The organism is Mesorhizobium sp. B2-1-1 (assembly GCF_006442975.2).
Lineage (GTDB): Bacteria > Pseudomonadota > Alphaproteobacteria > Rhizobiales > Rhizobiaceae > Mesorhizobium.
In genome coordinates this window covers 80,757-100,954 of record NZ_CP083954.1, presented here as the reverse complement: position 1 = coordinate 100,954, position 20,198 = coordinate 80,757, and the positions used below count along the sequence as shown (strand labels likewise).

The following is a 20,198-nucleotide window of genomic DNA, read 5'->3' as shown; positions in this document are numbered from 1 at the left end:
CTCGTATGCCGAAAGAAGATGCGCGCCGACGCTATGGACGGCGCGCGGCAAGCCCGGCCGATATCAGGCCGGGGTCATCAGGGCCGGCAACAGCGCGCCGGACACATGCTGCACGACGTTGACGCCCTTGGCATGCACGATCGGCTGCGCATACTGCATCAGCGGCAGCACATAGGCTTGCTCGGCGATGTATTTGTCCACCGCCTTCCAGCCGGCGATGCGCTTGGCCTCGTCCTTCTCACCCCACAGCGGGTTGATCATGTCGATCAGATCCTGGCTGTCCCACACCGAGTGCGGGCTCGGTCCATACATGGCAAAGCCGGTCGAGGTGGTCGGGTCGCCGATGGCGTTGCCCCAGTTGTAGAAGGCCGCCGGCGCCAGCTTGTCGGCGGCGCGCAATTCGTAATGCTTGGCGATCTCGTAGACTTCAATGGTGGCCTCGATGCCGACCTTGCGCCACATGCCGACGATCGCCTGGATCATCTCGTAGTCCTTGGGCTTGAAGCCCTTGGTCGTCTGGATGGTGAACTTGACCGGCTTCTCCGGCGAATAGCCGGAAGCGGCCAGCAATTGCTTGGCCTTTTCCGGATTGTGCTCGACCTTGATCGACGCGTCGTAGGCCGCGTATTCCGGCGTTTCCAGCGTGGCGAGCGGCTGGCCGTAGCCGCGCAGCAGCCGCTTGACCAGAAGCTCCTTGTCGACCGCCATGACGGCTGCCTGGCGCACGTTCTTGTCCAGCATCGCCTCGACGTCGTTGAAGAAGATCATGCCAATGTCGGAAACATTCTTGATCGAGCCGGCAAGGCCGTCCTTGGCGATCAGGCGGTCATACTCCTCATAGGGAATCTCGAGCGTCACCTGCGAGGAGCCGGACTCGATTTCGGCGACACGGCTCGCCGCGTCTGTGACGAATTTGATCGTCACGTTCTCGAATGCCGGCTTGCCGCCCCAGTACTTCGGATTGGCCTTCAGCCGCAGGAAGGCGTTGCGTTCGAACTTCTCGACCATGTACGGGCCGGTGCCGATCGGAGCCTTTTCGAAACCTTCGGCGCCCACCTTCTCGTAATAGGCCTTCGGCATGATGTAGCCCGTGAGGAACGACATCCACTTGAAGTAGACCGGGTCGAACTGCACGACATCGCCCGTGATCTTGTTGCCCTCGATCTTGAAGTTGTTGACGTTCTTCCACACGAACTGGATCGGGTTGCCGGTCTTTTCATCGCCGGCCCGCTGCAACGACCAGACCACGTCCTCGGGCGTGAACGGCGAGCCGTCATGCCAGGTTACGCCCTCGCGCACCGTCATCATGATCTTGGTGCGGTCGTCATTCCAGCCCCACTCGGTGAGCAGCCCCGGCGCGAAGGACAGGTCCGGCTTCTGCGGGATGAACTGATCGAACACCGACTGGTAGAGGCCCTGGATGGTCGGGTTGACCGCCGAAGGTCCGGTGGTCGGATCCCAGGACGGCAGGTTGACATTGTAGGCGATGGTCAGTTCGCCGGCCGCCGCCCCGGCGATCCTCGGCAGGCCGATGGCCGTCGCCCCGAGTGCGGCGGCACCGTATCCGAGCAATTCGCGTCTGTTGATTGTCATGGTCGTTCCCCTTGTTGGTTTTTCTGTTTTCCGTGCACGGCTTCGTTGTTTGATCAGTGGGTTCCCTGGGCAACCGTACCTTGCCTTGCTCCACCCCAATGCGTTTCGGCTGCTACCTCCCGCCAAGCTGTTGCGCCAGCATGAAGCCCGAGGCGGCACCCGTGCCGGCGCCCGGCCATGTGGCGGCACCGGTGAGATGCAGATTGGCCACAGGCGTGTTCCAACCGGCGTAGCCGCGTGCCGGGCGAAACAGGAAATTCTGTGCCAGGTGGTGGCTACCACAAACCTGGTCGCCGCCGACGAGGTTCGGGTTCTCGCGCTCGAGGTCGATGGGCGAGAACACGGCCTGGCCAAGGATCTTGGCTCGCAGGCCGGGCGCGTAGGTTTCGACGATGTCGAGCACGCGCTCGGCATAGCGATCCTTGACCTGATCCCAATGCGCGGGCGTGATCTTGCCGGCGGCGTCGCCAAGGATTTCTGCCGGCAGCATGCGCACCTGCACCCACAGCACATGCTTGCCTTGAGGCGCGCGCGACGGATCGACCGCGGTTGGTTGGCCGAGGACCAGCACCGGCTCGTCCGGCAGCACGCCCGCCATCGCCTGCTGATAGGTGCGCGACATGGCGTCGAGCGACGGTGACAGATGCACATAGGCGAACTGCCGCAACTCGGCGCCGGCGCGCCAGTCCGGCAGATCGTCTAGCGCCAGATGGATCATCATGGTGCCCGGCGCGTGCCGGAATTTTTGCATCGCCGTGTCGAAGCCGGCGTCGCCGGAACCGTTGGGCAAAAGCGTGCCGGCCAACGCCTTGGGTGCAACGCCGGCAATGACCGCCCTGGTGGCCGTGTGCGTCTCACCGGACTTGAGCCGCACACCCGTCGCCTTGCCGGCCGAAACCGTGATTTCGGCCACCTCGGCGTTGGTGAAGATCTTGCCGCCGGCGCCCGTGACCATCCCCGATAAGGCACGAATGATGGTGTGGGCGCCGCCCTTGCCCAGCACCATGCCGAAACTCTGGTTGGCCATGGATTCCAGATAAGGGAACACGGCACCGCCTGCGATGTCGGGCGCAAAGTCGAGATGCATGCCCCAGGTGGCGAGCGTCGCCCGCACATGGGGCGACTCGAAAGTCTCCTCCAGCCACGCGCGGGGCGAGGAAAGCAGCAGGCGCCCGGTGTCGAGCGCGCCGGCGAGGCCCTTCTTGCGCCAAAGGTTCCACGCCGTGCCGGCAAGGGCGCGGGCGCTCATCGGTGATCCCAAGAGGCGAAACAGATGCTCTGCTTCCGCCGGGAAGGCGGCGACCAGCTTGCGCCACGTGGCGGCATCGGCGGCGGAGAAGGCAGCCATGCGCGCGGCCGTCTTTTCCAGATCGTTGCTGACGCCGAACCAGCGTCCGTCCGGGAAGGCGCTGGCGAAACAGTCGGAAACCGGCGCGAATTCCAGCCCGTGGGCTTTCAATTCATTTGCATATTTCTGGTGGAAGGCCGAGCCGGCGAACAGGCTCAGATTCATCGCGCCGAAATCGTGTCGGAAACCCGGCAGCGTGAATTCGCGGGTCTGGACGGCGCCGCCGATATTTGCACTGCGCTCAAAAACCCCGGTTTTCCAGCCTTTGAGCGCCAGATGCGCGGCGCAAGCCAGACTGTTGTGGCCCGCCCCGACAAAGATGGCGTCGAACTCGCTCACGCCCCGCACCCATTTCCTTTATGCTTAAAGATAATTGCAGATGCATATGTTTTCGTCTAGTAGGATATTAAGGGCCGAGACGAGCCTTCAGCACATCAGACAAGAGGGAACAGAGACCATGGATACGCAACAACTCCTCGGCGAAGTCGCCGGCCAGCTTCTTTCAGGCGCCATCAAGGTGGTCGACCTGTCGGCGCCGCTCGGTCCTGACACGCCGCTGATCAAGCTGCCGCCGGAACTTGCCGTCGACACGCCGAAGGTCGAGATCCATAACATCTCCCGTTACGACAAGAATGGTCCCTGGTGGGCCTGGAACTGGCTGAAGCTCGGCGAACACTCGGGCACGCATTTCGACGCGCCGCAGCACTGGATCAGCGGCAAGGATTATCCGGATGGCGCCACCGACACCATTCCGGCGCAGAACTTTATTGGTCCGGTCAATGTCATCGACTGCTCCAAGGAAGCCGCCGCAGACCATGATTTCCTGCTCACCGTCGATCACATCAAGGCGTGGGAAGCCAAGCATGGCGCCATCAACGCCGGCGAATGGGTGGTGATGCGCACCGACTGGTACAAGCGCAACGGCTCGGAAGCCGAATTCCTCAACGCCAACGAGACCGGCCCACACACGCCCGGCCCGACGGCGGAAGCAATCCAGTTCCTGATCAGCAAGGACATCAAGGGCTGGGGCTCGGAGACGATCGGCACCGATGCCGGCAAGGCCGGCGGCATGGAGCCGCCATTCCCGGCCCACACGCTGATGCACAAGGCCAACCGCTATGGTCTGGCCAGCCTGTGCAACCTCGACCAGTTGCCGCCGAAGGGCGCCATCCTGATCGCCGCGCCGCTCAAGATCGAGCACGGCACCGGCAGCCCGATCCGCGCCCTGGCGCTGGTGCCGGGCAAATAGGGCGAAGTGGATCTTCGGGAGAAGATCATGCGCGCGGGCGATGCGATAGGGAGGCAGGTTGGCGGCACTCGCGCCCTACGGCGCCCCCCTCTGTCCTGCCGGACATCTCCCCCTCAAGGGGGGAGATTGGCAGCTTCGGCGCCCCTCTCATTCCTGCAACGTGGGAGATTGGCGAAAGCGGTGATGACAGCCAATCTCCCCCCAAAAGGGGGAGATGTCCGGCAGGACAGAGGGGAGCGCCGTAGAGGACTGACCTCCCAAGCCTATCCGCTGCCCACGGGGAACCGCCAATGAACGCCCCCGACCACATCATCGTCGGCAGCGGCATCAACGCGCTGGTCTGCGCGGCGATGCTGGGCGGCAAGGGCGCAAAGGTACTCGTGCTGGAGCGCAACGACCGCATTGGCGGCTGCATGCGCACCGAGGAAATCACCGCGCCCGGTTTCATCCATGATGTGATGGCGACGACATTCGTGCTGTTCATTACCTCGCCGGCTTACGCGGCGCTGGGCAAGGACTTGGCCCGGCATGGCCTGGAGTTCTGTCACGCGGCCACCCCGACGGGGGTGCTGCGGCCCGACGGCAGCCATGCCGTGCTCAGCACCGACCGCGCCGCCAACATCGCCGCCTTCAATGCGATCGCCGCAGGCGACGGCGACCGGCACGCCGAGGATGTCGGCGGCATCGAGCGCAATGCCGGGCTGCTGTTCGGCCTGCTCGGCGGCAGCCTTTGGTCTTATCCGACAATGAAGCTGCTCGCCGGTGATGCCTGGCGGCGGAGCCCGCGCGGGCTGGCCGCCTTTCTCGGCGATGCGCTGGTGCCGGCGCGCGCATGGCTGGAAAGCACCTATCGGTCCGAAACCATACGCGCGCTGTGGGCACCGTGGGTGCTGCATGCCGGACTTGGGCCGGAAGATGCTTTCTCCGGCCAGATCGCCAAGGTCATCGCCTTCGCGCTGGAGGCTGCGGGCGCGCCGATCGTCAAGGGCGGGGCGAAGAACCTGCTGTCGGCGTTCGAGGCGCTTGTCAAAGAGCGCGGCGGGGTCATCTCCACCGAGGCCGACGTTGCCTCGATCATCCTGACCGAAGGTCGCGCCACCGGAGTGCGATTGGCCTCGGGCGAGACCGTCAATGCGAAGAAGAGCGTCATCTGCTCGGTCACGCCGACGCAGCTTTACGGTCGGCTGCTCGGCAGCGACAGCCCCAGGAATGACATCGAGGCGACGCAAAAATACCGCTACGGCAAAGGCAATTTCCAGATCCACTATGCCCTCGACAAGCCGCCTTCATGGCGGGGCCAGGGGTTGGACAAGGTGGCGCTGCTGCATCTGACGCCTGGGTTGGACGGTGTGTCGAAGGCCTGCAACGAGGCGACGCGCGGCATGCTGCCCGAAGTGCCGACCATCTGCGTCGGCCAGCCGCACGCGCTCGATCCCTCGCGCTGCCCGCAAGGCAAGGCGATCCTGTGGCTGCAACTGCCCGAGGCTCCCCGTCACATCAAGGGTGATGCCGCCGGCAAGCTGCAGGCGCCGGCGGACGGGCAATGGACCGACGCGCTGCGCGAGGCCTATGCCGATCGCGCCGAAGCGATCCTTGCCAGTCATATCGATGGCTTCAAGGACAGCGTCATCGCGCGCCGCGCCTATTCGCCTGCCGATCTCCAAGCGATGAACATCAATCTGGTCGGCGGCGACCCCTATGGCGGGTCCTCGACCGTCGACCAGTCCTTCCTGTGGCGACCGTTCAAGACCAGCCGCAATCACCAGACCGGCATCAAGAACCTCTACCATATCGGCGCCTCGACCCATCCGGGCGCGGGCCTCGGCGGCGGCTCCGGCTTTCTCCTGGCGGGGAGACTATGATGGAGCAGAAAATCGCGGAAAAGCGCCAGCGCATATCGACCTTGGGTCAGATCGGCCTGCAGCAATTCGCGCCCTATCTGATGAACCGCATCATGGGCCGCTACAACGCCACCTTGCGCGACGATTTCCGCAAGCAGGGCCTGACCATTTCGCAGGTGCGGGCGCTCGCGGTGCTGTCGGTCACCGACGGCGTCACCGTCAACGACCTCTCGGTCTACACGGTGATCGAGCAGTCCACCTTGAGCCGCACGCTCGACACGCTTGAGGGGCAGGGGCTTGTGCGGCGCGAGCAGGGGGTTAGCGACAGTCGCATCCGCCATGTGTTCCTGACCGACGAAGGCCGCACCGAGTTCACCCGCGCCTGGCCGGCCATGCATGACGCTTTCGAGGCCATGTTCGACGATGTCGACGACGCCGAATACGCAGCGCTGATCGCCACGCTGCAAAAGATGCTGAAGAACATTCGCAAGCACGACATCTAGACGTACGCGCCGCCGCTGCCGGGCGGCAACGGAAGGAGGCCAAAAATGGCCGAACGGTCTTTTGCCAAGGAAGTCGAAAAGCTGAGGCTCGGCGCGGGCGAGGAATTTGCCGGCGAAGGCATCCTCGCCATCACCAAGGCGCTGCTGCAATGCGGCGTCGGCTATGTCGGCGGCTACCAGGGTGCGCCGATCAGCCATCTCATGGACGTGCTGGCCGACGCACAGGACATTCTGGGCGAACTCGGCGTGCATTTCGAGGCGAGCGCCTCGGAAGCCACCGCCACCGCCATGCTGGCGGCCTCGGTGCATTATCCGATCCGCGGCGCGGCGACCTTCAAGTCGACGGTCGGCACCAACGTCGCCTCCGACGCGCTCGCCAACCTCGCCTCCGGCGGCGTCACCGGCGGTGCGTTGATCATCGTCGGCGAGGACTATGGCGAGGGCTCCTCGATCATGCAGGAGCGCAGCCATGCCTTCGCCATGAAGAGCCAGGTCTGGCTGCTCGACCCGCGCCCGAACCTGCCCTCGATCGTCAAGGCCGTGGAAGACGGCTTCGAGTTGTCCGAGGCCTCCAACACGCCTGTCATGCTGCAGGTGCGCATCCGCTGCTGCCATGTCCACGGTCATTTCACCGCCAAAGACAACAAGCGGCCGCCGATGACGGTGGCCGATGCGCTGGAGGCGCCCCGCCGCGACACCGGCCGCATCGTGCTGCCGCCCGCTTCCTTCCTGCACGAGAAGGAGAAGGTCGCGAAGCGCTGGCCGGCGGCGGTGGATTTCATCAAGAGCCGCAAGATCAACGAGATCTTCGGTTCCGATCACGGCTCCGTCGGCATCGTCATGCAGGGCGGCATGTACAATTCCGTCATCCGCGCTTTGCAGCGGCTCGGCCTTGCCGACACCTATGGCGAGACCGACGTGCCGCTCTACGTGCTCAATGCCGTGTATCCGTTGATCGACGACGAGTTTCTGTCCTTCTGCGAAGGCAAGCAGGCGGTGCTGGTCGTCGAGGAAGGCCAGCCCAACTACATCGAACAGGCCTTTGCCGCCATGCTGCACAAGGCCGGGCGTGGCACCCGCCTGGTCGGCAAGGAGCACCTGCCGATGGCCGGCGAATATACCGGCCAGGTCATGCTCGACGGCATCGGCGCCTTCCTGCGCACCGAGGCGCCGCATCTTCTGCCCGGCGAAGTGCGGGCTCCCAACAAGGTCGGCGACGGCGTCGACACGGCGGACCTGATCAATGTCGTTCCAGGTCGACCGCCCGGTTTCTGCATCGGCTGCCCGGAGCGGCCGATCTTTGCCGCGACAAAACTGGTCGAACAGGAACTCGGCAAGCACCACATCGCGTCCGACATCGGCTGCCACCTGTTCTCGATCATGCCGCCCTTCGAACTCGGCGCCACCACAATGGGCTACGGGCTCGGCCCGGCCTCGGCCTCGGCCTTCAATTCGCCCGACGCCAAGCGCCGCTCGATCTCCTTCGTCGGCGATGGCGGCTTCTGGCACAATGGCCTGACCTCCTCGATCGGCAATGCGGTGTTCAACAAGAACGACGGCGTCATCGTCATTGTCGACAATTTCTACTCGGCCGCGACGGGAGGGCAGGACATTCTGTCGTCACGCGCCGGCAACAAGACCAAGTCGACCAAGCATCCCATCACCGAGGCCGTGAAAGGCATGGGCGTCAAGTGGCTGCGCCATGTCGACCGCACCTATGACGTCGGCAAGATGCAGGACACGCTGCGCGAGGCGCTGACCACGGACGAGAAAGGCCCGAAAGTCATCGTCGCCTCGTCGGAATGCATGCTCAACCGCCAGCGCCGCGAAAAGCCCCTGGTCGACAAGGCGATCAAGGGTGGGACGCGCGTCGTCAAGCCGAAGTTCGGTGTCGACGAGGATATCTGCACCGGCGACCACGCCTGCATGCGGCTGTCCGGCTGCCCGTCGCTGTCGGTGAAGTCGCTCGACGATCCGCTGCGCGACGATCCTGTCGCGAGCATCGATCAGAACTGCGTCGGCTGCGGCAATTGCGGCGAAGTCGCCGATGCGGCGGTGCTGTGCCCGTCCTTCTATCGCGCCGATGTCGTGCACAATCCGAGCCGCTGGGACCGCTTCCTCGAGAGCGCCCGGCGCGCGGTCATCGGGCTTTTGCAGCGTCGCCGCGAAGGCCGCCGTCTGGTGTTCGCCGATGCTTGATCACAACGCCTCACTGCGCCCGAAGGCAGGCGCCGCCGACGACGAACGCGTTATCAAGCTTGCGGTGCTCGCCGTCGGCGGCCAGGGCGGCGGCGTGCTTGCCGACTGGATCACCGACGTCGCGGAGCGCAACGGTTACGTCGCGCAATCGACCTCGGTGGCCGGCGTCGCCCAGCGCACCGGCGCCACCATCTACTATGTCGAGATGGCCCGTGACACCGGCCGCCTGCCGGTCTTCGCGCTGTCGCCCTCGCAAGGCGACGTCGACATTTTGATCGCTGCCGAACTGATGGAAGCCGGCCGCGCCATCATCCGCGGCTTTGTCACTCCCGACCGCACGACGTTGATCACCTCGTCGCACCGCATCGCTGCCGTGTCGGAAAAGATCGAGCCCGGCGACGGCAGGGCGTCGTCGTCGAAGGTGCACGCGACGGCTGAAGCCGCATCGAAGCGCTTCATCGCTTTCGACATGGAAAAGATCGCCGCCGACAGCGGCTCGATGATCTCGGCCAGTCTGCTTGGCGCGCTGGCGGGCTCCGGCGCCCTGCCGTTCACGCGCGAAAGCTACCAGGAGGCGATCGGCGCCGGTGGCCGCGGCGTCAAGGCCAGCCTCGCTGCCTTCGGCGCCGCCTATGATCGCGCGCGCGGCACGGCATCATCGGCTGCGCCAAAACCGGCGGAAGCTGCTGTCGTCGGCTCCGCCCTGGCTGCTGGACAGGTGAGTGGCCCGCAAGACCTCCTGCGAGGCTGGCAGGCCCTGGCCGCCCGCGTCGACGTAATGCCCGTGTCGGTGCGCGACATGGCGCTGCGCGGTCTGCGAAAGGTCGTGGACTATCAGGACATTGCCTATGGACGCGAATATCTCGACCGCCTGGACAAAGCCGTCGTGCTGGACGGGCCTGATCGAGCCTATGCCCTCTCGATCGCCGCGGCCAAGCATCTGGCGAACGCCCTATGCTACGATGACATGATCCGCGTCGCCGACCTGAAGACGCGCTCGACCCGCGACAGGCGCGTGCGCAAGGAGGTCGGCGTCAGGGATGGCTCGGTCCTGCAGGTGACCGAGTATTTCCATCCGCGCATCGAGGAGTTCTGCGGCACGCTGCCGGCGGGGCTGGGCAGCTACATCGAGAACCGGCCGAAGCTCGCCGCCTTCCTTGACCGTCGCATCAATCGCGGCCGACGCATCCGTACCGATAGTTTTGCCGGCTTCACCGCTCTGTGGTTCATCGGCGGCCTGCGCCGCTGGCGCCGCCGCCTGCTGCGCCACAAGGTGGAAGCCGCACATCTGGAGAGCTGGTACGCGCTGGCGCTGGGCCATGCGCGTGAGGACTATGCATTGGCCGTCGAGATACTGAACTGCCGCCGGCTGATCAAGGGCTACAGCGACACCCATGTCCGTGCCCAGTCGAAGTTCGACCGCGTGCTGTCGGCGCTCGACCTGCTCAAGGGGCGCGCCGACGCCGCTGACTGGATCAGGCGGCTGCGCGAGGCGGCGCTGAAGGACGAGAAGGGCGACATGCTCGACGGCGCCCTCAAGACGGTGGCGACGCTGGGGGCCGGGCCGACACACTGAGGCCGCGTCGCGCCGTCACCGTGTTTCGACTTGTGAATGAAGCGGCGCAGCTTGCGGGAAAAGATGCAGCAGTCCTGAATCGGCGCGGCGGCGCAGATGTGCATCCACCTCGGCCCGGTCAGCACAGCCATGGAACCTGCCGCCGCAATGGTCACGCAACCGCACCAGATCGGACATGACGGGTGACATCGGCAGGCCGGCGGCATCGAGCAGGCTTGCGCTGAGAAAGGCAATATCGAGCGACGTCATATCGGGCATCGGGTGACGCAGTGGATGATGGAACGTCGTGAGGGTGTAGAAGGTGCGATAGGCGAGCGAGTCAAGCTTGGCCAGCGCGTCACTGCCTGCGGTCGCATCGACAAACGGTTTGGTCGCCGAGGACTGGTGGTCGCCGAATTCGAGCACCACGGCGCCGCGCGTGCCGGCCTCCGCTTCCCGTTGCTTGAGAAAATCCTGAAGGTCGCCGCGCGCGATCGCCATGCGGCGCAGATATTCGCCGACCTGGAAATCGTCCGCGAAAGGCTCGCCTTCCATCTTCAATCCCGGCTCCATCCGCCCCTCATAGGGCGAGTGCGGAAACATGGTCTGGATTTCGAGGAACAGTGGCCGGCCGTCTTCCCGGCGGTGCCTGGCGATGAATGCCTCCGCCGCGTGGTAATAGAAACTGTCGCGCAGATGGTAGAAGGGCGCGGCGATATCCTTGATGTCGAGGACGTTCTCGAACCCGATCGACTTCAAGAAAGGCCCCTCGTTGACGAAGGTAAAGTCCATCGGCGTCATGGCGGCCGTTCGATAGCCGCAGCGCGCCAGCAACTCCGGCAACGCGCCGGCGACCTTATCCTGTAGCGTGATCGTCAGATAGGGACTTCGCCAGCCGAAATCGGTGGCCGAAACCCCGGTCATCAAGGACAAATTGCTGATCCAGGTGCCGCCGCCGAACGTCTCGACCTGCATCGGGCGGGGCTCGCCGGCGGCAGGTGCAAATCGCTGCAGGAATCCCGGGCCACTGGCGATCTGCGGAAAATAGCTTGGATCGGACTGGCTTTCGCTCAACACGAAGAAAATATCGGGAAGCGCTGCCCGGTCGCCGCAGTCGACCGTGTCGGCGAAGGGTGGCTGTGGCGCGACGGCCTGCAGCCGCTGCTCGAACGCCGGCTCGACGACCAGGTTGCGCAGATCCACCAGTGAGATGAAGAAGGCCGACATGTGCCGGCCCTGCATATAGTAGAAGTACCGGTCCTTCGAAGCCTCGGCGGGAAAGGTCAGCGGCACCAGCGTGACGAGGACGGCCAGAAGCAGGGCGCGCGCCGATGCGGGCCAGCCAAGCTTCCGGTCGGCGCGAAAGATCAAGATCGCTGCGGCGATGCCAAGCACCAACACCGCGGCGACAGGCAGGATGAGGTGGAGATAGGAGCCGAGCAGGAAGCGATACACTCCCGGATCCGTGGACACGAAGATCGTGTCGTAGAAGTGCAGCGAGAACCCCTTCATCCGGAATTTGACCGCCGAGATCAGCGTCACCAGGGCAACGGCCATCCAGGCGAGATAGACGGAAAAGGCAAGGCGCCCCGATGTCAGGAACACCGCTCCCGCGAGCGCCGCCACCAATGTCAGCGAGAACGGCACCGACAGCCATTCATGCTCGGCCCGGCCGGCGCCAAAAACGCCCGCAAGACTGATCAGCACCAGCGCCAGCGGATGGCAGAAGGCCCGCAAAGACCCTTGAAGTCGAGATATGGCTTTCCCCACGAACATGTCTGTGCGTTCCTTTGGGGGGAGCTTTGTGTCATTTGCAGCTTTCGAACAATTCCATAGTAAATTTAACCTTAATCGCCGTGTGCAACGGCAATTCAGACGACCAGATCGCGCATCGGCTTCATCGCCGCGGACTCCGGGAACACCTTGTCGCCGAGCACCGCCGCCGAAAGCCCGAACTGGTCGGCGAGCAGGCCTTTCAGCACCGCCCTGACATCGCTGGTCGGCGCCAGGTCGCGCTGCTCGTAGAGCTGGGCCGGCTTCAGGCCCGGCCAGTCGGCTATGACGCGGCCGCCCTTGATCGCGCCGCCGGCGAGCAGCACCACCGACCAGGGCGGCGTCCGGCGGCATGGAGCCTTTGGCCGGGATAGCCACGTCAGCTCCTTGTTCAGGCCCAGCGCGGCGCATGAACCCGTTTTCGGCGCGATGCGCTCAGGTCGGATCGGTTGCTGCGGTCGAGGGGGCCAGGCCGGTGAAGCGGCTGGCCCCCGCGCACCCTTACCAGTGACGCCAGCGGTGCCAGACCCGATGTGGGTGCCAGACAGGATGGGGGTGCCAGACGTGGAAGACCGGGCCGGGCCGGTAATAACGCGGATACACAACCCCCCGATTGGGCACGCAGCGCCCCCAGTGGTTGGGATGCCAGCCGGGGCCGCAACCCCATGCCACATGCTCGATCAGCGCCGGGGCGCTTGGCTGGGCCAGCATCGGCGTGGCGGATGCCGCCGCAACGGTCGCGGCCGTTCCGGTCAAGGCAAGCGCGGCGGCGGCCGCGTATTGTGTCAGACGGTTCATGACGATACTCCAAATGGTCTCGAAGTTGAAAACCTGTTCGCACCAAGCTGTCCGGCAGGTGTGCCCTTCTTGCCTTAAACGGCGGCTTCGGCGCATTCCGTCGGTGCTTATGGCGATTTTTTTGGCGCCGGCGGCAACCCGGCGCGTCTTGTCAGCCCCTCAGCCAGAACGCCGCGATCCTCTGCCGAACTTGCCGCGGCGAACTCGACGATGCGCTGCTCCAGCCGCATGCGCATGGTGACGTCGGCGTTGCGGGCCCGCTCGAGCGCGGCTGTCAGGGCTGCCGTGTCGAGGGTGGGCTGCCGCAGCAGGTCGGCGGCCTCGCGCCTGGCCTGCTGGCCGTCGAGGATGACTTGGCGGGATTCGCGCCGGACCTCACGCAACGCCTTGCGGAATATCCTGCGTTCCTGGTCCGGAAGCCGGCCTCCGACCGCTTCCAGCGAATAGCCCTGGCCCGCCTTGCCACTTCTCAGCCAGACTGCGCCGCCGGCAAGGGCGCCGGCCAGGAAGACGTTCAGCGCCACGGACGCGATGAGGAGCTTGCGGCCCGTGTTCATAGGTTTTCCTCGATCGTGTCGTCGGGACCGGCATCGCCGAACGCCGTCGTATTGGCGTCCAGCACATACTGATCGGGCTGAACCTCAGGCGTGGCGACGATCACCAAAGCCGATCCGGCAACCGCGCCGGCCAGGCCGATGCCGGCAAGTCCGAGCCCCAGCCACCACAAGCGCTGGCGCCAGCGTTGGGCAAGATGACCGTCGGCAGCCCTCACTATGCCGCCGTGCAGCGCTTTGCCGGGCGCTTCGACGCGATAGCTGTCGAGCAGGGCGTCGAGCTTGCCGGCATCCCTCAGAATGGCCGCGCCCGCGTCGCTTGCGGCAAGGATGCTGCCCGCCGCGCGTTCGGCCTGTGGCCATCGCCGCAAGTCGCCGCCATAGGCTGACGCCAGCGCGGCAAAGCGTTCGGCATCCATCGTCGGTGCGTCCCTGGATCGGTCAGACATCGGTCTTTCCCTTGCCTGTTGGCCCCTTGCCCGCTGGCATCGCGTGCCCGCACGGCGCTGCGATCATCGGAGCCGGCTGCCAGGCGGTGTCGGCAAGGCGCGAACGCTGCGCTTTCATGGCGGCGCGGTTCTCATTCATGGACACCGTCCCTGGCCAGGATCGCCTGCAGCGCCCTGCGCCCGCGCGAAAGTAGGCTCTCCAGGGCATCGACGCTGATCTCCAGGGTCGTGGCCGCCTCGATGTTCGACATGTCCTGATAGTAGACCAGGATGATGGCTTCGCGCTGCCGCGGCGCGATGGCTCGCAAGGCCTGTTCGACGCGCCACGTGTCTTCCCGCGGCTGGGTATCCGGAAGCGGCGCCGGGTCTACCACCTCCGGCAGATCGTCTGTCACCCATTCGCGGCGGCGGCGCAGCCGGTCGTAGCAAAGGTTCAGCGTCACCCGGTGGATCCAGGTGTCGAAGCGGGCATTGCCGCGCCGCCAGCCCGAGGCATGCCGCCAGATTCGGACGAAGGTCTCCTGCGCGACATCCTCGGCTTCCGCCGCGTCGCCCAGCATGCGCACGGCAAGCGCCAGGATACGCGGCAGTTTGCGCGCGACGAGCGTTTGCACGGCCGCCGGATCGCCGGCGCCGATACGGCGAACCAGCTCCTCGTCCGGATCCGCGCTCATCGGCTGGCGCACCCCTGATGCTCATCGCGTGCCATTACCCCCGTTCATTGCTCCGTCTTGGGAGCGGTTTTGTGGCCCGGCATTTCGTCGACGCTCAGAACGCCGTCGCCATTCTTGTCCAACCTGGCGAAGCGCTCGGCGAAGAAGGCATCGAGTTCGGCGCGGTCGATGAAGCCGTCATGGTTCGAGTCGGCGCGCGCGAAGGACTGTGTCGGGTCGCCCTTGGTGCCGCGCTTTGCCTGGAGGGCCTCCCATTCCCGCAGGCTGATCTTGCCGTCGCCATCCGTGTCGGCGGCCATGATCGCCTTCTCACGCCGCTTCTGGAATTTGGCCAGCGTGATGTCGGGCCTGGTCTTTGACGCGGCTGGCGCGGCAGCGGGAGGCGGTGCAGAAGGGGACGTCGCGGCCGGAGGCTGTGTCGCCGTCTGGGCGAACGCCGTGGCGGTCAGCAGGCTCAAGGCAGCGGCAAGGATCGAACGGCGTATCATGCTGGCGTCTCCGGTTAGCGCGCTGCCATGGCATTGTGCCGTGGCGACGCTTCTCCCGTTAAACGCAGCGGCGGTAGAAATCCGTCGGTGACTTTTGTGCCGGCAGGCGCATGCCGCAACAACGCGCCCGATCGGGCGCTGCTTGCGCCATGTTCGAACCCTTCAGCCGAAGGGCAGGAACTAGAGCAATTCCAAGAAAAGTGTGTACGGTTTCCCCTGGAAAAGCGCGTAGCGCTTCCCTATGGAATTGCGTAAAAACAAAGAGATAGAGCGTTTCGCCGCTTCCGCGAAGCGGTGAACCGCTCTATGTCGATTGGTCCGCCACCACCAGCTGGTCCGGCTTGAAGCCGGCATGCTGCGGGGTCCATACATCGCCCTCGCGGTTGAACCAATGGCACATATATGTGCCGGAGGCGGCACCGTCGCTTATCGTCATCTTCGGGCCTCCGGACTTCAGCTTGACGACGTCTCCGGTCTTGAAACTGTTGGGCATTTTGACCTCCCATGCTGACGCCGGGAGTTTCACATCAAACCTCGGTCTCGACAATGGCGGATGCATTCGGCCAGCATCGCGATCCACAGTGCCAGGCGGCGTTTTGAGGTCGGGTCTCGGTCGCAGTTGCAGATTCGGTCGCAGTTGCAGCAATGTGTCTTGCCGTTTGTTGTCGAAATTGGATGTTGAAATTCCTGTTCGGCTGGTGGAGATTGATCCTCTGCTGAGTATTGAGCGCGGCTATCGCTTCGGCGATGCTGCCGATCTGGCACCATGAGTTTCGGACGGAGTTCTATCGAACCGTGATCAGAAGCAACAAACAACAGCAACCCGCATGCAGTCTCGTGCCGAATACAGTAGAGTTGCGACATTGAGTGAGAGAGGCTTGAAGCGCTTGGGGAAAAGCGAAGGGTTCCCATCAGAGCGCCAGAGGAAATGATTCGTCACGTTATGGTTGCTGCCTGCCCCAACGATCAAGCCGCTGATCAACGCCGGCTGGCAGGGGGGAGTACATGCCCGGGAAAGCATTGAGAGGAGGCCGGTTTGGCGAAGGCCAAGGGGATCGCTCTGGAGATTGCAGAGCATAGCGCAGCGAATCCCGATGCACAGAAGCCGCTGCGCAAGCGCTTGTTCGATCACCCGCTTCTCGTGGTTAAGCGGAAACTGTTATATCGCCTGCTGCACCCCCAGGCGCCACGGCACCCTGTGCCGCTTACAAAGCCGGTCCTCGTCGTGGGCTCCGCGCCGGTCTCGAACCCGCCGGTGGGTTTTCAGCGCGATGCTTTCACACTCTTTACCGTGAATGGCTCGCAGACCGTGACTGCCCGCTGGGGGATGGGTACTCCTGACGCGACATTTCTTTACGTCAACCAACTTGACGCGACCAAGCCCAACGCTGTGGCCGTGCGCGCCGTCTTGACCGGCCAGGAGACCGATCTGCTCTGGATTGTGCGTGCACACCGCACGATGGAGGAATTGCGCTGCAACATCGCGGCCTTCAACTACCGCTGTCGCGACCTGCGCACGATGACCCGTCACCAGCGCATGGCGCTCTACGAAGCAGTGATGGGTGTGCCCAATTTCGAGATGCATCTGGAGGAGAAGTTCTCGACCGGGATCACGGCGGTCCTTTACGCCTTGCATAACGGCGCGCCGGCCGTGATCATCACGGGTATTGACCCAGGTTCGCACGGCCATGTGTACAACAAACTGAACATCGACCGGATGCACGTCGGTTCCGACCGTGCCACCCTGCTGGCGCTGTTGGCGCTCGGTTTCCCCCTTTATACGAGCGATCCGCACGTGGCGGACTCGCTCGGTCTGCCACTCTGGACGGGCCAGGCCAGGAGATGTGAGGTCCAATAACAACGGTCGATGTGGCTTGCTGGTGAGCTGTCTCAAATGTGAGTGCGACGACCCGCTCGACAGGTCCGTCGTCAAGAGGCGCGATGCCGGTTGCTTGGCTCTTGTCGCGCAAAAACACCATCGACACCTTCAGAGATGAAACGCTCGTGGCAACCCGGACACACGGCATTGCGAATGTGCTTCTGGTCTTCCGCGTGCAGTGCTGCCATGCTAGATTCGTCTAAATTCACATCAGATTACAGAACTGCCACATGATACCAATCTACATTGGCTATGATCCGCGCGAATCCCGAGTTCTAGACGTGGCGCGATGGAGCGCCTATCGGCGGACAAGCACCCCGTTGCAGATACAGCCGCTCGTGCTCAAGGACCTTGTAGCCCAAGGAATCATGACGCGACCGATGGAAGTACGTGACGGTAAGCTCTGGTGCCCGATTTCCGAGGCGCCGATGGCGACCGAGTTTGCCATATCGCGCTTTGCCGTTCCGTTCATGGGGCAAAGCGGCTGGGCCATGTTCTGCGATTGCGACGTCCTGTTTCTGAAGGATCCGGTCAAACTGCTCGATCTGCTCGATCCTTCCTACGCGATCATGGCGGTCAAGCACCAGCAACGCGAATCCGAAGCGGTCAAGATGGACGGACAAACGCAGACGTTCTATCGCCGCAAGAACTGGTCGTCGGTCGTTTTATGGAATCTGGATCATCCCGCCAACAAGCGGCTGACCAAGGAGATGCTCAATACGTGGCCCGGACGTGACCTCCACGCCTTCAAATGGCTTGAGGACCATGAGATCGGCGAATTGCCCCTGGCGTGGAACTACCTCGTCGGGGCTTCGGCTTCCGAACTCGATCCCGCCGATGTCTCGCTGGCGCATTATACGCTCGGCGGCCCTTGGTTTGCGGGTTGGTCCGGCACCACGCAATGGGACGAATTGTGGAGCCGGGAAGAGAGCATCCTGCGCGCGTTTGAGGAACAGGCGGTTCAGATTCCCGGATGAAAACTCCGCTTTCGGATCTCTTGCCAGCCTTCTCAAAGCCAATTCTTCGCCTGCCCAGGGCCACGGGTCCCGCCTTGGTGATGGGCTCGGCGCCGAATTTTCGCCTCCCGCAGGGACATGATGCCGATTGGGCACTTGTGACCGTCAATGCTTCCCAGCTTTTGGCGGAAACCGTCGGCCTCCCCGTTCCCGATATTGCCGTGATCCGCCGCGGCATTTTTGTCGACGCCAGCGAACAGGATTTCTACAAGCGTGATTTGTTGAGAGGACGGCAGGCAAAGCACCTGATCATCCCGGTTTGGCCTGATGTCGAGGACAAGCTGAAAGCCGGTTGTCGCACCTTCGACTATCATTATGAGACCTTGCAGGCGCTTACCAAATGGCAGCTTGCCAACGTCGTCTGGCAGCTTAGCGGCAAATATCATATGTTCCGCGGCTGGCACCGGAAGATCTCCACTGGAGCCTTCGCGATCATACTGGCGCGTTTCGCCGGCTTTGCCCCTGTCGTCGTCAGCGGGTTTTCCCTGTCCCAGGCCGGGCACGGATACGACACCCGAAACGCCTTTCGATATCACGCCAACGAAGATGCGGCCCTGCTTCGGCGGGTGGTGAGAAGAGGCGAACCGATCTACGCGGAGGACAAAGACTTCGCTGCCGAAAGTGGATTACCCTTGTGGCAGGGGCAGATGCCATGATGGCAACGGCAGCAGTGGCTGGGGAAGTGGTGCCGCTTGCGTGACTCGAACACGCGACCCCATCATTACGAATGATGTGCTCTACCAACTGAGCTAAAGCGGCCCGGGAAGCGTTAGGCCTCCAAGATGGGCTGGGTGATAGACTCAACCGACGGCGAATTCAAGATGGGCGATCGCGAATTCAGGATGCGGCCCGGCAATTCGTGTTGCGCGTCGTTCCGCCCCGACGCATCGCCGACAAAGCCGGCTGCCACGCCCTTACCGATCGGCCGGGACATTGCGCCTGGCCCCGTGCCTCCCTGCCGGCAAAGATCAATGAAGCATGTTGATTTCGTTGCCGGAATACCGCCAAGATGGACTTTGGACACTCCAACGAGGCAGAATGCGGACGCTCGCCCGTTGATTGATTGGTCGGCTGCGGCTAACGATCATGGCGAGGTTTGGGCAACGCACAGAGGGATCTCGCTTGGACGCAATCGAAAAAGCGATCCGGAACGCCCTCGAAAGAGGCAATGCCGAGGACCGCGCATACCGCGAAAAGGTCTATCGCTCGGCTTTCGCCGCGCTCGACCGCGCGCTCCAGGCCAATCCCGGCGTGACGGTGGAAGTCGCCATCAAGCGCCGCAAGGCGATACAGGCCAAGATCACCGAAATCGAATCCGAATTCCTGCCGGCGGTGCCGGATGTCGCTCCCCAGGCTGAGTCCGATGCACCGGCGGTCGAGCTTCCGGCGAGCCCGGCTGCACCCGCCGCAACCGGCGAGAGCGCGGCGCCGCCCGCAGTTTCCGTCGACGAGCCTGCACAGCCGGCTGCCGATGCCCCGCGCTCGCGCGTCTTGCCGGTCGTTCCAGACATCATGCCCGACGCGACCCTTTCCGGCGTGCCGTCCATCGACATGTCGGCTCCCGCTTCGTCCGAAGCCACGGCTGAAGTGGCGCCCGATCGCGACGAGAGGCGCATCAGGGGCCGGCGCCTGCCGCTGACCGCCATCTTCCTCACCGTGACGCTGCTCGCCGCGGTCGGCATCGGCCTGTTTTTCGCCATGCAGACCGGCGTCTTCAAGACCCAGGCTCAGCTCGACACCGCGCCGCCCGAAGCGCCGCCGACCGTCGAGGACGACGATTTCACGCCGGCGGATGGCGAGACCGGGCCGGAAAAGCCCGGCGCTGCCGATCAGGCGCGCAACTGGATCAACGTGTTTTCGCCCACCGACCCGGCGCATGTCAGCGCTCCGTCGGACGCCAAGGCGGAAACGATGAAGGACGATTCCGGGCCATTCCTGCGCATCCAGTCCGGCGCTTCCGGTTCGGCGATCAGCTTCGATGTCGGGCAAGGCGTGCTGGAGAAGCTCGCCGGCAAGCACGCCGTGTTCGATATCGTCGCCCGCGCCGAGGACGGCAAGGACACGCAGATCTCGGTCGACTGCAATTTCGGCGAGCTTGGTGATTGCGGCCGCAAACGCTATGCGGTCGGCCAGCAGCGCAACGAATATCTCTTCGACGTGAAATTCCCCGACAAGCGGCCCGGCTCGGCCGGAACGATCGCCATCAACTCCGATTTCGACAAGCAGGGCAAGGCGGTCAACATTTACGAGATCCGCGTCTCCGTCGAGCCTTGAGCGCC

Annotated in this window: 18 protein-coding genes, 1 tRNA gene and 1 pseudogene; 9 read left to right on the top strand and 11 right to left on the bottom strand. The window is 64.0% G+C overall.

Annotation, left to right across the window (positions count from 1 at the left end):
• Window positions 1-63: 63 nt before the first annotated feature.
• Both FJ972_RS00495 and FJ972_RS00490 read right to left on the bottom strand, forming a co-directional pair.
• Complete coding sequence (locus tag FJ972_RS00495; RefSeq protein WP_140523766.1) at window positions 64-1,593, bottom strand: ABC transporter substrate-binding protein; 1,530 nt, start codon at window positions 1,591-1,593, stop codon at window positions 64-66.
• Window positions 1,594-1,705: 112 nt separating this feature from the next.
• Entirely contained in the window at window positions 1,706-3,280 is a 1,575-nt protein-coding gene (locus tag FJ972_RS00490; RefSeq protein ID WP_140523768.1) for a phytoene desaturase family protein, read from the bottom strand.
• 118 nt (window positions 3,281-3,398) lie between these two features.
• Between FJ972_RS00490 and FJ972_RS00485 the strand changes: the two genes are divergently transcribed.
• The 5 genes from FJ972_RS00485 (at window position 3,399) to FJ972_RS00465 (ending at window position 10,309) form a co-directional block, all read left to right on the top strand.
• The gene (locus tag FJ972_RS00485) at window positions 3,399-4,190 is read left to right on the top strand and encodes a cyclase family protein (protein ID WP_140496959.1); all 792 of its coding nucleotides are present in this window, start codon (window positions 3,399-3,401) and stop codon (window positions 4,188-4,190) included.
• Between the two features lie 290 nt (window positions 4,191-4,480).
• On the top strand, window positions 4,481-6,052 hold the full coding sequence (locus tag FJ972_RS00480; protein WP_140523771.1) for a phytoene desaturase family protein: 1,572 nt from the start codon (window positions 4,481-4,483) through the stop codon (window positions 6,050-6,052).
• On the top strand, window positions 6,052-6,534 hold the full coding sequence (locus tag FJ972_RS00475) for a MarR family winged helix-turn-helix transcriptional regulator (protein ID WP_140496955.1): 483 nt from the start codon (window positions 6,052-6,054) through the stop codon (window positions 6,532-6,534). The genes FJ972_RS00480 and FJ972_RS00475 overlap by 1 nt, the downstream gene beginning before the upstream one ends.
• Before the next feature lie 45 nt (window positions 6,535-6,579).
• Complete coding sequence (locus FJ972_RS00470; protein WP_140523774.1) at window positions 6,580-8,733, top strand: indolepyruvate ferredoxin oxidoreductase subunit alpha; 2,154 nt, start codon at window positions 6,580-6,582, stop codon at window positions 8,731-8,733.
• The gene (locus tag FJ972_RS00465; protein ID WP_140523777.1) at window positions 8,726-10,309 is read left to right on the top strand and encodes an indolepyruvate oxidoreductase subunit beta family protein; all 1,584 of its coding nucleotides are present in this window, start codon (window positions 8,726-8,728) and stop codon (window positions 10,307-10,309) included. The genes FJ972_RS00470 and FJ972_RS00465 overlap by 8 nt, the downstream gene beginning before the upstream one ends.
• Window positions 10,310-10,324: 15 nt before the next feature.
• Here FJ972_RS00465 and FJ972_RS00460 read toward each other — a convergent pair whose 3' ends face one another.
• The 8 genes and pseudogenes from FJ972_RS00460 to FJ972_RS00425 all read right to left on the bottom strand — a co-directional run bounded on the left by FJ972_RS00460 (window position 10,325) and on the right by FJ972_RS00425 (window position 15,517).
• Complete coding sequence (locus tag FJ972_RS00460) at window positions 10,325-12,064, bottom strand: sulfatase-like hydrolase/transferase (protein WP_226880467.1); 1,740 nt, start codon at window positions 12,062-12,064, stop codon at window positions 10,325-10,327.
• Window positions 12,065-12,159: 95 nt separating this feature from the next.
• Window positions 12,160-12,393, bottom strand: a pseudogene (locus tag FJ972_RS00455) (hypothetical protein); the annotation flags it as partial.
• Between the two features lie 169 nt (window positions 12,394-12,562).
• Window positions 12,563-12,859 (bottom strand): GCG_CRPN prefix-to-repeats domain-containing protein, encoded by a 297-nt coding sequence (locus FJ972_RS00450; RefSeq protein WP_140496949.1) that lies wholly within the window; start codon window positions 12,857-12,859, stop codon window positions 12,563-12,565.
• A 107-nt stretch (window positions 12,860-12,966) separates the two neighbouring features.
• Window positions 12,967-13,416 (bottom strand): periplasmic heavy metal sensor, encoded by a 450-nt coding sequence (locus tag FJ972_RS00445; RefSeq protein ID WP_140523780.1) that lies wholly within the window; start codon window positions 13,414-13,416, stop codon window positions 12,967-12,969.
• Window positions 13,413-13,862, bottom strand: a complete 450-nt coding sequence (locus FJ972_RS00440) for a hypothetical protein (RefSeq protein ID WP_140513086.1) — start codon at window positions 13,860-13,862, stop codon at window positions 13,413-13,415. Before FJ972_RS00440 ends, FJ972_RS00445 begins: the two co-directional genes overlap by 4 nt.
• Before the next feature lie 131 nt (window positions 13,863-13,993).
• Window positions 13,994-14,536, bottom strand: a complete 543-nt coding sequence (locus FJ972_RS00435; protein WP_140524064.1) for an RNA polymerase sigma factor — start codon at window positions 14,534-14,536, stop codon at window positions 13,994-13,996.
• 44 nt (window positions 14,537-14,580) lie between these two features.
• Window positions 14,581-15,024, bottom strand: a complete 444-nt coding sequence (locus FJ972_RS00430; RefSeq protein ID WP_140523783.1) for an EF-hand domain-containing protein — start codon at window positions 15,022-15,024, stop codon at window positions 14,581-14,583.
• Window positions 15,025-15,328: 304 nt separating this feature from the next.
• Window positions 15,329-15,517, bottom strand: a complete 189-nt coding sequence (locus FJ972_RS00425) for a YodC family protein (protein WP_140496939.1) — start codon at window positions 15,515-15,517, stop codon at window positions 15,329-15,331.
• A gap of 543 nt (window positions 15,518-16,060) precedes the next feature.
• On the opposite strand from FJ972_RS00425, the gene FJ972_RS00420 reads away from it, so the two are divergent.
• From FJ972_RS00420 to FJ972_RS00405, 3 genes are all read left to right on the top strand, one after another.
• Window positions 16,061-16,882, top strand: coding sequence for a membrane-anchored protein (locus FJ972_RS00420; RefSeq protein ID WP_224671420.1), 822 nt, complete (start codon window positions 16,061-16,063; stop codon window positions 16,880-16,882).
• A gap of 389 nt (window positions 16,883-17,271) precedes the next feature.
• Complete coding sequence (locus FJ972_RS00410; RefSeq protein ID WP_224684932.1) at window positions 17,272-17,880, top strand: hypothetical protein; 609 nt, start codon at window positions 17,272-17,274, stop codon at window positions 17,878-17,880.
• 80 nt (window positions 17,881-17,960) lie between these two features.
• The gene (locus FJ972_RS00405) at window positions 17,961-18,575 is read left to right on the top strand and encodes a hypothetical protein (protein ID WP_224646608.1); all 615 of its coding nucleotides are present in this window, start codon (window positions 17,961-17,963) and stop codon (window positions 18,573-18,575) included.
• A 27-nt stretch (window positions 18,576-18,602) separates the two neighbouring features.
• Here the strand turns inward: FJ972_RS00405 and FJ972_RS00400 are convergent.
• Window positions 18,603-18,678 (bottom strand) — tRNA-Thr (locus tag FJ972_RS00400).
• Window positions 18,679-19,041: 363 nt separating this feature from the next.
• Here FJ972_RS00400 and FJ972_RS00395 point away from each other — a divergent pair.
• Window positions 19,042-20,193: a hypothetical protein gene (locus FJ972_RS00395; protein ID WP_140496901.1), complete on the top strand. Its 1,152-nt coding sequence runs from the start codon at window positions 19,042-19,044 to the stop codon at window positions 20,191-20,193.
• The last annotated feature ends 5 nt before the right edge of the window (window positions 20,194-20,198 follow it).